Origin of the sequence: Actinomadura napierensis (genome assembly GCF_039529375.1) — a bacterium.
Lineage (GTDB): Bacteria > Actinomycetota > Actinomycetes > Streptosporangiales > Streptosporangiaceae > Spirillospora > Spirillospora napierensis.
The window spans coordinates 1-11,676 of the sequence record NZ_BAAAMR010000185.1; the positions used below are offsets into that span (position 1 = coordinate 1).

General features: G+C 72.7%; 10 protein-coding genes and 1 pseudogene. 7 read left to right on the top strand and 4 right to left on the bottom strand.

Going from position 1 to position 11,676, the window contains the following annotated elements; all coding sequences use genetic code 11:
* On the top strand, positions 1 to 813 hold an 813-nt coding region (locus ABD296_RS47205; RefSeq protein WP_344284290.1), incomplete at its 5' end, for a ComEA family DNA-binding protein.
* Between the two features lie 19 nt (positions 814 to 832).
* On the opposite strand, the gene ABD296_RS47210 is transcribed toward ABD296_RS47205, so the two are convergent.
* The 4 genes from ABD296_RS47210 to ABD296_RS47225 are packed head-to-tail and all read right to left on the bottom strand — an operon-like array spanning position 833 to position 3,838.
* The gene (locus tag ABD296_RS47210; RefSeq protein ID WP_344284293.1) at positions 833 to 1,789 is read right to left on the bottom strand and encodes a complex I subunit 1/NuoH family protein; all 957 of its coding nucleotides are present in this window, start codon (positions 1,787 to 1,789) and stop codon (positions 833 to 835) included.
* Entirely contained in the window at positions 1,782 to 2,393 is a 612-nt protein-coding gene (locus tag ABD296_RS47215; RefSeq protein ID WP_344284295.1) for an NADH-quinone oxidoreductase subunit C, read from the bottom strand. Before ABD296_RS47215 ends, ABD296_RS47210 begins: the two co-directional genes overlap by 8 nt.
* Positions 2,390 to 3,427: an NADH-quinone oxidoreductase subunit NuoB gene (nuoB, locus tag ABD296_RS50850; protein ID WP_455363882.1), complete on the bottom strand. Its 1,038-nt coding sequence runs from the start codon at positions 3,425 to 3,427 to the stop codon at positions 2,390 to 2,392. Before nuoB ends, ABD296_RS47215 begins: the two co-directional genes overlap by 4 nt.
* A 39-nt stretch (positions 3,428 to 3,466) precedes the next feature.
* Positions 3,467 to 3,838, bottom strand: a complete 372-nt coding sequence (locus ABD296_RS47225; protein WP_344284298.1) for an NADH-quinone oxidoreductase subunit A — start codon at positions 3,836 to 3,838, stop codon at positions 3,467 to 3,469.
* Between the two features lie 152 nt (positions 3,839 to 3,990).
* On the opposite strand from ABD296_RS47225, the gene ABD296_RS47230 reads away from it, so the two are divergent.
* The 6 genes and pseudogenes from ABD296_RS47230 to ABD296_RS47250 all read left to right on the top strand — a co-directional run.
* Positions 3,991 to 5,346 carry a hypothetical protein gene (locus ABD296_RS47230; RefSeq protein ID WP_344284301.1) on the top strand — a complete coding sequence of 452 codons (1,356 nt, stop codon included), beginning with the start codon at positions 3,991 to 3,993 and terminating at the stop codon, positions 5,344 to 5,346.
* Between the two features lie 117 nt (positions 5,347 to 5,463).
* On the top strand, positions 5,464 to 7,197 hold the full coding sequence (locus ABD296_RS47235) for a LolA-like protein (protein ID WP_344284304.1): 1,734 nt from the start codon (positions 5,464 to 5,466) through the stop codon (positions 7,195 to 7,197).
* A 73-nt stretch (positions 7,198 to 7,270) separates the two neighbouring features.
* Positions 7,271 to 7,408, top strand: a complete 138-nt coding sequence (locus ABD296_RS50780) for a putative leader peptide (protein WP_407061586.1) — start codon at positions 7,271 to 7,273, stop codon at positions 7,406 to 7,408.
* 332 nt (positions 7,409 to 7,740) lie between these two features.
* On the top strand, positions 7,741 to 9,582 hold the full coding sequence (locus ABD296_RS47240) for a 2-oxoacid:acceptor oxidoreductase subunit alpha (RefSeq protein ID WP_344284307.1): 1,842 nt from the start codon (positions 7,741 to 7,743) through the stop codon (positions 9,580 to 9,582).
* Positions 9,575 to 10,654, top strand: coding sequence for a 2-oxoacid:ferredoxin oxidoreductase subunit beta (locus ABD296_RS47245; RefSeq protein WP_344284310.1), 1,080 nt, complete (start codon positions 9,575 to 9,577; stop codon positions 10,652 to 10,654). Before ABD296_RS47240 ends, ABD296_RS47245 begins: the two co-directional genes overlap by 8 nt.
* A gap of 655 nt (positions 10,655 to 11,309) precedes the next feature.
* Positions 11,310 to 11,676: pseudogene (locus tag ABD296_RS47250) on the top strand (hypothetical protein); the annotation flags it as partial.

Below are 11,676 nucleotides of genomic sequence, written 5' to 3' on the forward strand. Positions count from 1 at the left end.
CGTCCGCCGGCGGCACCGCGCCCGCCCGCCGCGCCGCGTCCGCCGACGCCGCCGCGTCCCGCCGTCCCGCCGCGTCCTCCGGGCCCGGGGTCAGCGGTCGACCGGCCGGACCGGTCTCCGGGCTGGGGGTCGGGGGGATATCCGGTGCCGCCGCTGCGTCCGGTGCCGCCGGTCCCGCCGCCGCCTCCGCAGCCGGCCGGCGTCCTGTGGGCGCTCCTGCCGTTCCTCACGTTCGGTTTCGCGACGCCCGTGACGTTCCTCTACGCCGCCGCCAAGCGCGGATCGTGGAACTACGGGGCCACCGCGGCCGGTTACGGGTTCGGCCTGGCGGCGGTCCTGGCCGCCCTCGACACCGGGAACGTGCTGCTGGTCGCGCTCGGCACGATCCTGCTGCTGACGCTGTGGCCCGTGGGCACCGCGCACGCCTTCGCCGTCCGCCGGAACGTGTACCCCCGCGAGGCCCCGCGCAGCCACCACAACGAGAACGCCGTCGAGTACGCCAAGTACCGGCGGAGCCTGCGCGCCGACGCCCGCGCCATCGCCGCCGACGACCCGGCGCTCGCGCACGAGCTGCGGATCGGCCGCCCGGACGTGCCCCGGGCCTACGACGACGGCGGCCTCGTCGACGTCAACCACGCCCCCGTGGAGATCGTCGCCGCGCTGCCGGGGATGACGGACGAGCTGGCCGAGCGGGTCGTCCGGCACCGGGACGAGCACGGCACGTTCGTCTCCGTGGAGGAGATGGCCGTGGACTGCGACCTGCCGCCCACGATCACGCCGCAGCTCGCCGAGTACACGATCTTCCTGCCGTGACCGCCGACCGCGCGGACGCTCAGGCGAAGGCGACCTTGAGGACGCCGGTCAGCGCGAGCTGCGCCAGCGACAGCGGGACGAGCCACGCCCACGCGAGTTTCTGGAGCTGGTCCTCGCGCATCCGCGGGTAGCTGACCCGCAGCCAGATGACGCAGAACGCCAGCACCGCGACCTTGATCATCGTCCAGAGCCAGCCCAGCTCGGTGTTGAGGAACGGGCCCTTCCAACCGCCCAGGAACAGCACGGTCGTCAGCGCGCACAGCACCACGATCCCGGCGTACTCCGCCAGGATGAACAGGGCGAACCGCAGCCCGCCGTACTCGGTGTACGGGCCGAAGATGATCTCCGAGTCGGCGACAGGCATGTCGAACGGCGGGCGGCGCAGCTCGGCGAGGCCCGCGACGAAGAACACCACGGCGCCGATCGCCTGCCACGGCAGCCACCACCAGCGCCACTCCCCGACGATGCCCTGCATCGACAGCGTGCCCGCCGCCATCGCCACCGACGACGCCGCGAACACCATCGGCAGTTCGTAGGACATCAGCTGCGCCGCGACCCGCATCCCGCCGAGCAGCGCATACTTGTTCGCGCTCGCCCAGCCCGCCATGATCGCGCCGATCACGCCGACGCCCATCACCGCGAGCGCGAAGAACACCCCGACGCCGAGGTCCAGCGCGACCTGCCCGCCCGGGCCGATCGGCACCACGATCAGGACCAGCAGGTACGGGACGAGCGCGACGCCCGGCGCCAGCTTGAACACCCACCGGTCGGCGTCGCGCGGGACCACGTCCTCCTTCTGCGCGAACTTCACGCCGTCCGCGACGAGCTGCGCCCAGCCGTGGAAGCCGCCCGCGTACATCGGGCCGAGCCTGCCCTGCATGTGCGCCATCACCTTGTGCTCGGCCTGCCCCACGAGCAGGGGCAGCAGCGCGAACGCCGCCGCAACCAGCACCAGCTTGCCGATGATCTCAAGCATCCGGGCCCGGCTCCTCCCGTGGGCGAGCGGGACGCCGGCGCTCCGCCACCTCCGCCCACGGACCCTCGTCGGGCACGCCGGGCGGGCGGACGCGGCGGCGGCTCGGCGCGCCGTGCCCCGACTCGCCCGGCTCCTTCGCCCCCGGCCACGGCTTGGCCACCCGCGCGGCCAGCACGAAGTCCTTGCGCAGCGGATGCCCCTCGAAGCCGTCCGGCAGCAGCAGCGGAACGAGGTTCGGGTGGCCCTCGAACACGATGCCGAACATCTCGGCCGTCTCCCGCTCGTGCCACGCCGCGCCCCGGTAGACGCCCGTCGCGGTCGGCAGGGACGGCGCGTCCCTCGGCACCCGCGTCCGAACGAGCAGATGGTGCCGCCGCTCCAGCGAGTACACGTGGACGACGACGGCGAAGCCCTCGTCCAGCTCGTCGACGCCGGTCAGCCAGTCGAAGAAGCCGCAGGCCAGGTCGTCGCGGGCGAAGGCGAGCGCCTCCACCCACCGGTCCGCCGGCACGCCGACCGCCAGCCCGCCGGTCGTCTCCTCGGTCGTCACGTCGCCGCCGAACCGGTCCGTCCAGGCGGCGACCAGCTCCGCCGGGGCGCTCACCGGTTCCGGCCGATCTCGTCGTCGTTCCCGTCGTCGGTGAGCCCCGGGACGATCGACGGGTCGTGCTCGTGCGGCGGCCGCTCGGCCGGTTCGCCCGGCGGCTCGTCCTCGATGGCCGGAACCGGCCGCGTCTCGTCGTGCGGCTCCACGGGCGGCAGCGGACGGGTCGCCCCCTCTGCGGGCGGCGCGTCGTCGGCGGGCCCCGCCTCCGGCTCCCCGGGCGGCGCGTCGTCGCGCTTCTGCTCCGGCTCCACGGCCGGCACGGGCTGGGTCTCGTCGTCCGGACGGGCGGCACCGGCCTCGGCCGCCGGCTCGGCGGGAGGAAGCGAGCGGGTCGGGTCGGCGGCGTGCTCTTCCGTGCCGGGCACGCGGTCGACCGGCGGCGGGACGGGCTGCGTCGCGTCCGCGGCGGCCTCGGGAACCTCGCCGGGACCAGGCGCGGGCGGGTCGGCGGGCGGCGGCTGGAGGGGGCGGCGCAGGACGGTGGCCGAGAACGGACGCGGCGCGGGCGGCGGGCTCACCGCGTCGCCGCCGTCGTAGCGGTCGCCGAGCGACTCGGCGGCGATCTTCTCCTGCAGGTGGACGATGCCCTGCAGCAGCGCCTCGGGCCGCGGCGGGCAGCCCGGCACGTAGACGTCCACCGGGATGATCTGGTCGACGCCCTTGGTCACGCAGTAGGAGTCCCAGTACGGGCCGCCGCAGTTCGAGCAGGCGCCGAACGAGATCACGTACTTGGGCTCGGGCATCTGCTCGTAGAGCCGGCGGACGGCGGGCGCCATCTTGTCGCTGACGGTCCCGGACACGACCATCAGGTCGGCCTGCCGGGGGCCGGGCGCGAACGGGATGACGCCGAGCCGGATGAAGTCGTGCCTGCTCATCGAGGTGGCGATGAACTCGATCGCGCAGCAGGCCAGGCCGAAGTTGAACACCCACAGCGAGTAGCGGCGGCCCCAGTTGAGCACGAACTTGACCGGCTTGGGCGCGAGCCGCGACAGGGGTCCGACGCTCGGCGGCGGTAGATCGATGGTGCCCACGCAAGCATTGTTACAGCCCGGGGAAGGCCCGCCGGGGCCTCAGGTCCAGGACAGGACGCCCTTCTTGGCCGCGTAGAGCAGCCCCACGGCCAGGAACGCCAGGAAGACGAACATCTCGCCGAGCGTGGTGGCGCCGTAGCCGGGGGCGGAGAAGACCGTCGCCCAGGGGAAGAGGAACACCGCGTCCACCGCGAAGACCACGTAGAGGTAGGCGAACACGTAGTAGCGGATGTAGGAGTGCGCCCAGCCGTCCCCCACCGGGTCGACGCCGCACTCGTACGTGGTGAGCTTCTCCACAGTCGGGCGGTGCGGACGGAGCATCCGGTTCGCGGCGAGGCCGCCGCCGACGATCCCGCCGCCCGCGATCAGCAGCGCGGCAAGCCCGACATATGAGTCGAAATAGTTATGCACCGCCACCCTCCCGTCCGCGTCCAAGCAAGTATCCCCGAAGGGGACGTGCAGAGTGTGGCGTCGTACCTCCACCGCGGAGGATCACAATGTCATCGTTTTGCTGCACACTAGAGGATGCATTGGGGTCAGTTGACCTGGAAGGACGTGACCGGATGAGCAACCCTCCGCCGAACCCGGGCTGGGAGAACCCGGGCGGTGCCTCCTGGCCGCCTCCACCGCCGCCCGCGGGGCCCGGCGGTTCCCCTGGTCCGGGCGGCCCCGGCTACCCGGGCGGCCAGGGCGTTCCGGGCGATCCCGGATACGGGCAGGGCGGTCCCGGATACGGGCAGGGCGGTCCCGGCGCTCCGCCGCCGCCCCCCGGCGGGTACGGCGGCCCGGGCACGCCGCCGCCGTTCTTCCCGCCCCCTCCCGGCGCCCCGATGGGCCCGGGCATGCCCCCGCCGCCCAAGCGCAGCAGCGGACCGCTGATCGCCGCACTGGCCGGCGGCGCCGTCGTGGTGATCCTCATCATCGGTGCCGTGGTGTTCGTGCTGGCGTCCAAGGGCGGCGGCAAGTCGCCCGAGGAGAAGCTGCGGGCCGCGGCCGACTCCATGGCCGCCGAGCGCGCGGTCGGCCTGAAGGGCAACTTCGGCGGCGGCGCCGACAGCATCCAGGGCCAGCTGGACGTCACCAAGGGCGGCCGCGCCACCGGCCCGGTCACCTGGAACACCGACAACGTCACCCTGCTGTCGGCGGACGGCAAGCTGTTCGTGAAGGCCGACCAGGCGTACTGGCGCGACCAGATCGACAACGTCGAGGGCTCGCCGTACTACCTCAAGAGCGGCCAGCAGTGGGGCCGGATGAGCGCCGACAAGCTCGACATCGACTTCAAGAACGAGCTGTCGCCGACCGCGCTGGCGGCCAAGCTCCGCGCGGCCGCCACCGCCAAGGTCAAGCCGCTGAAGACGACGTGGTCCGGTAAGAAGGCGCTGAAGTTCAGCACCTTCACCTCGACCCTCTACATCACCGACTCCGACGACGCCGAGCTGCTGCGCTACGAGGCGACCACGCCGCGGGTCTCGCTGGACGTCACGCCGAAGTCCTCGTCCGAGGCGTCCACGGTCCTCTCCAACATGCGCACCAGCATGGGCGAGCTGAAGGACTCCTTCGACGCGTCGGCGCGCCCCACGGTCGACGAGTGGAAGAAGGGCGGCTGCAACAGCAACTCCGGCTGCACCGTCGAGGCCAAGATCCGGCCGCCGTACGGGGCGTCCACGCCGATCACGGTCGACGTGCGGTTCAACATCACCGCCGGCACGCTGACCGGCAAGGACCTCGGCAACTGCACCGACACGATCACGATCAACAGCAGCAGCTCGGTGTGGGCGAGCTGCCGCGTCGCCACCTCCGCCTGGCAGAGCTGGGCCAAGGCCACCGGCGGCACCTTCTACAAGCACGCCCAGTACAAGGTGATCGGCGCCACGGCGTCGGAGGTCGCCTCGCTGCAGAGCGGTCTCGACAGCGAGTGACACCGCAGGTGAGGGCGGTCGGCGCGGAGGCCGGCCGCCCTCGCCCATGCGGCGGTATGCCCGGCGATGCGTGTTTTCCGGTCCGACCGCTCGCGTCGTCGGGCATTCTTAGGGCTTGTGAGCGCTGATCAGGACGACCCTTCTCCGGAGTCCAGACCTGCCCGGCCCGCACCGGACGACGTCCTCGTCGCCGGCGGCCCGCCTTCGCCCGCCCCCGCCCCGCCGCACCCCGAGACCACGGTCGCGGACGGTCTCGTCCTCCCGGGCGGCGGCATGGCCTCGGACGGCACCACCCCGCCGGGCGGATTCCCGGCGCACGGCGGCTACGCCCCGCACGACGGCTACGGCCCGCAGGACGCTCACCCAGCGCAGACGGCGCCCCAGGCCGGTTACGCCCCGTACGACGCCTACGCGCCTCAGGGCGACTACGCACCACAGAGCGATTACGCCCCGCAGATCGACTTCGCAGCGCACGAGGTGTCCGCGAACCAAGGCGGATACGCGCCGCAAGGCGGTTACGCGCCGCAGGACGCGTTCGAATCCCAGGGCTATGGGCCGGGGGACGCGGGCGGGCCACCACCGCAGGGGCCCGGAATTCCCGGCATGCCGCTGCCGTCCGGAATCGGCGGGCCGCAGCCGCGGGGCGGGAAGCTGAAGAAGCGGCTGGTGACCGGCGCCGGGATCGCCGTGGTCCTGGCGGCGGCCGCGACGGTCGCCGTGGTGTTCGTCTCCGACGACGACGGGCCCGGCAAGCCACGCCCGAAGCCGTCCTCGGCGGCGCCCGCGGCGTGGGCACTGAAGGCCGGACGGGAACTCACCTCCGGCCCCGGGTTCCGCTACCGCGGGACGCTGACCGGCGCCAACGGCGCTCTCGTGCAGGTCGACCTGCAGGTCACGGCGGCGGGCTCGGCCGCCGGCACGCTGACGGCGGGGACCCTGAAGGCCGACGTCGTGGCGGTGGACGGCGACACCTACATCAAGGCGGGCCTCGGGTTCTGGCGCGAGTACGCGGGCGAGCGGTCGCATCCCGACAACTTCGCGGGCCGCTGGTCCAAGGCGCCCGCGTCCGTCCCGGGCTTCGACGTTCCCGACGTGCTGGGCGCGCAGGCGATCGCCGAATCGCTCACCAAGGCCCCGGCGGACCCGCCCACCCAGACCGTCAACGGCGTCCGCGCCTACAGGATCACGACCAAGGACGCGACCTACCTGGTGTCGGCGGCGGCGCCGTACCGGCTGCTGAGCGTGCAGGCCTCCGGCTCGGACGGCGCCCGGTTCACCGTCGCCGACCTGGGGGACCCCGCCACGCTGTTCGCCCGGATGCGGCCGCGCGTGAAGGCGCTCGCCGGCGCCGCCGACCCGAACCTGCACTTCGACCCGGGCCGGTTGACCTTCGTCGACTGCGACCAGAACACGGCGGGCTGCACGGTGCGGGTCCCGGCGACGCTGTCGTCGCCGGACACGGTGCCGGACGGAGCGCGCGCGGCGCTGCGCGCGGCGATCGCGACCCGCGGCACGCCGCTCGGGTCCTGCGCCACGTCCGCCCCGGTGCCGTCCGACCGGTCGCTCGTGCTGACCTGCACCGTCACGGGACGGGCCTGGCGGACGTGGGTGAAGTCGGCGCTCGACCACCCCGGCTCGTACCCGTACTCGGCGCAGGCTCGGGTGATCGGCGAGGCGCTGACCCGGGCGGACGTCAAAGCGCTGCTGGCCAAGCTCGACCGGGAGCGGAGCAAGGTGGTGAAGGACACGCCGACCGGCTCCCCGTCCCCGGGGACGAGCGGCGCGCCGCGCGGGAGCGGCGCCCCGTCCGGGCCGAACGCGGCGCGCACGGGCAGCGCGGGCGGGCACTGAGGCCCCGGCCGGGCGCCGGGGGCGGTGGAACAGAACGAAATTCAGCCTGTCTACACTTCGGGCTGTGAACTCCGTGCCCTCGGGGAGCGACGGCTCCCCGGCCCATCCCGCCCGGCTGGTGAGGCGGCTGCACGTCGACCTCTGCCGGCTGGCCAGCTCCCTGTGTTCAGCGCTGAACCCGGGGACCAGTCCGGTTCGTAGCACCGGTTAGGACCCGCCCGAATCCAACCGGGACGCGTGATCTTCCGCCTGAGGTGATAACCCTTGTGATACGGGGTCATGACCTCCCTGAGGGCGGGATGTCGCACATGACGGGCGGAGCGACGGCCGCGGTCTGCGCCTCTCAGACCACGGCCACCACCAGCGGACGCCGAGCGGCGGACGGCACCGGGCCGCACGCCCGTCGCCACCGCACCGCTGAGCGGCCCGATCCCCGAGACCAGCATTCCATCCCGGACATACCATGAAGGTAAGCCTTAGTAGCATCATGATCCTGGGCGCCTCCCCCAGGACGGGTGCTGCGCGTCGAGGAGGTCTTCCTCTGTGACCAAACAGGTCCAGCAGCTCGACCGCGTCATCATCCGCTTCGCCGGGGACTCCGGTGACGGGATGCAGTTGACCGGCGACCGCTTCACCCAGGAGACGGCGGCGTTCGGCAACGACTTGTCGACGCTGCCGAACTTCCCGGCCGAGATCCGCGCCCCCGCCGGGACCCTCCCCGGCGTGTCGAGCTTCCAACTGCACTTCGCCGACCACGACATCCTGACCCCGGGCGACGCGCCCGACGTGCTGGTCGCGATGAACCCGGCCGCGCTCAAGGCCAACGTCGCGGACCTGCCCCGCGGGTCCGACCTGATCATCAACACCGACGAGTTCAGCAAGCGCAACCTCGCCAAGGTCGGCTACGCCGCCGACCCGGTGACGGACGGCTCGCTCGACGAGTACCGGGTGCACGCGCTGCCGCTCACCTCGATGACGGTGACCGCGCTCGAGGGCTACGACATCTCCAAGAAGGACGCCGAGCGCGCGAAGAACATGTTCGCGCTCGGGCTGCTGTCGTGGCTGTACCACCGCCCCACCGAGGGGACGGTCGGCTTCCTGGAGAAGAAGTTCGCCAAGAAGCCCGAGATCATGAAGGCCAACATCGCCGCGTTCCAGGCGGGCTGGAGCTACGGCGAGACCACCGAGGCCTTCTCGGTGCAGTACGAGGTCAAGCCGGCCGACCACGACGCCGGCCTGTACCGCAACATCACCGGCAACGCCGCGCTGTCCCTCGGCATCGTCGCCGCGGGCGTGCAGAGCGGGCTGCCGGTCTACCTCGGCTCCTACCCGATCACCCCCGCGTCCGACATCCTGCACGAGCTGTCCAAGCACAAGCGGTTCGGCGTCCGGACGTTCCAGGCCGAGGACGAGATCGCCGCGGTCGGCGCGGCGCTCGGCGCCTCGTTCGGCGGGTCGCTCGGCGTCACCACCACGTCCGGGCCGGGCGTCGCGCTGAAGAGCGAGACGATCGGCCTCGCGGTCGCGACGGAACTGCCGCTGCTGGTCATCGACGTGCAGCGGGCCGGGCCGTCCACCGGCCTGCCGACCAAGACCGAGCAGGCCGACCTGCTGCAGGCCATGTACGGCCGCAACGGCGAGGCGCCCGTCCCGGTGGTCGCGCCGCAGTCCCCCTCGGACTGCTTCGACGCGGCGCTCGAGGCGGCCCGCATCGCGGTGAAGTACCGCACGCCCGTCATCCTGCTGTCGGACGGCTACCTCGCCAACGGCTCCGAGCCGTGGAGGCTGCCGGACGTGGCGTCGCTGCCGACGATCGAGCCGGACTTCGCCGCCCCGTCGCAGGAGGGCTTCGAACCGTTCCGGCGCGACCCGCAGACCCTGGCGCGCCCCTGGGCGATCCCGGGCACCGCGGGGCTGGAGCACCGGATCGGCGGCCTGGAGAAGGCCGACGTCACCGGCAACATCTCCTACGACCCGGCGAACCACGACACGATGGTCCGGCTGCGGCAGGCCAAGGTCGACGGGATCGCGAACGACGTCGCCCCGCTCGCCGTGGACGACCCGTCCGGCGCGGCCCGCGTCCTGGTGATGGGCTGGGGCGGCACCTACGGCGCGATCTCGGCCGCGGTCCGGCGCGTCCGGGCGGAGGGCCGCGACGTCGCCCAGGCGCACGTGCGGCACCTCAACCCGTTCCCCGCGAACCTGCCGGAGGTGCTGCGCTCCTACGACAAGGTCATCGTCCCGGAGATCAACCTCGGCCAGCTGGCGATGCTGCTGCGCGGACGGCTGCTGATCGACGTGATCGGCTACAACCAGGTCCGTGGCCTGCCGTTCAAGTCGGAGGAGCTGCAGGACGTGATCCAGGAAGTGATCGACAGTGAGTGACACCAACGGAAACGGCGCCGTGAACGGCAACGGGAAGAGCCTGCTGTCGCTGGTCCCCAAGACCGACGCCAAGCAGACGATGAAGGACTTCAAGACCGACCAGGAGGTGCGCTGGTGCCCCGGGTGCGGTGACTACGCGATCCTCGCGGCCGTCCAGTCCTTCCTGCCCGAACTCGGGCTGCGGCGCGAGAACATCACGTTCATCTCCGGCATCGGCTGCTCGTCCCGGTTCCCGTACTACATGAACACCTACGGGTTCCACTCGATCCACGGCCGCGCGCCCGCGATCGCGACGGGCCTCGCCACCTCCCGCCCCGACCTGTCGGTGTGGGTCGTCACCGGCGACGGCGACTCGCTGTCCATCGGCGGCAACCACCTGATCCACGCGCTGCGCCGCAACGTCAACCTGAAGATCCTGCTGTTCAACAACCGGATCTACGGGCTGACCAAGGGCCAGTACTCGCCCACCTCCGAGGTCGGCAAGATCACCAAGTCGACGCCGATGGGCTCGCTGGACTCCCCCTTCAACCCGCTGTCGCTGGCGATCGGCGCGGAGGGCACCTTCGTCGCCCGCACCATCGACTCCGACCGCAAGCACCTGCAGTCGGTGCTGCGCGCCGCCGCCGAGCACCGCGGCACCGCGCTGGTCGAGATCTACCAGAACTGCAACATCTTCAACGACAACGCGTTCGAGCCGCTCAAGGACGCCGCCGTCCGCGACGACATCACGATCCGCCTCGAGGACGGCGAGCCGATCGTCTTCGGCGCCGACCGGCAGAAGGCGCTGCGCCGGGCGCCGTCGGGCTCGTTCGAGGTGGTGAACGTCGCGGACGTCCCCGCGTCGGACATCGCGGTGCACGACGCCACGAACCCGGACCCGTCGATGGCGTTCGCGCTGACGCGGCTGGACCAGCCGGCGTTCGAGCACACCCCGATCGGCATCTTCCGCAACGTCGACCGCCCGTCCTACGACGAGCTGATGCGCGCCCAGCTCGACGAGGCCGTCGAGACGCAGGGCAAGGGCGACCTCGGCGCCCTGCTCGGCAGCGGCGACACCTGGCGCATCGACTGAGGTGCCGCCCGCTTTCCGGAGAGCCCGTCCCCGCCCGCTCGCGGGGACGGGCTTTCCGCGCTTCGGACCCGTCCGGACGGGGCAGTGTTCATCACGGGACGAGCAATCCGCGATCGTTGGCCGGGTTCGGCCGCGACACGATGCGGGACACCGTCCCGTCCTGAAAGACTGTTCCAGATCTTGTCAGCCCGGGGAGGTGACGATGCGGGTCGTTCCGCGCCGCAGGAAGGATCGTCGGCAGCCAGAGGACCCCGCACCGGCCGCCCCTGCCCCGCAGCCGCCCCCGGCGGCCCGGCCGGACCGTCCCATCACCTGGCCCCCGCCTCCGGTCCCGCTCATCCCGGAGCCTGCGCCGGGACAGCCCGACCCGTCCTCCGGGCAGACCGCACCGCCTTCGCCGGGACGGCCCGTCCCGTCCGACCAACCCGCGTCGGCGACACAGCCCACGCCACCGGCAGAGACCGACACGCCCGCACAGGCTTCACCGGCTCAACCCGCGCCCTTCGGGCGAGCCACATCACCCGAGCAGGCCACGCCATCTGAGCAGGCCGTGCCGACCGGTCAGGACACGTCGCCTGAGCAACCGACATCGCCGGATCAACCCGCGCCCTTCGGGGACGCCACATCATCTGGGCAGACCGCACCGTTCGGGCAGGTGACGTCGGCGGAGCAGGCCGCGCCCTTGGGGGAGGCCGCGCCGTTCGGGCAGGCGGCACCCTTCGGGCGGTCCGCGTCAGCCGGGGAGGACGCTTCGCCGGGACGGGGGACGCGCTTCGGGCTGGGCGGGGAGTCGGGGGCCGCGGCGCTCGGGCAGGACGATCTGAGCGGGCGGGCGCCGACCGAGCCGATCGCCCCGGTTCCCGGGCCGACGCTGATCCCGGAGCCCGAGGGGCAGGCCGCGCCGCCCGCTCCGGGGCCGGCGCGGGCGGCGGGGTTCGCGCTGTCCGGTGGCCCGGAAGGCACTACGGCGGTGCTGCCGGCGGACCAGGTGCCCGACGCCGACCGGCGGCGGCGCGCCCGCG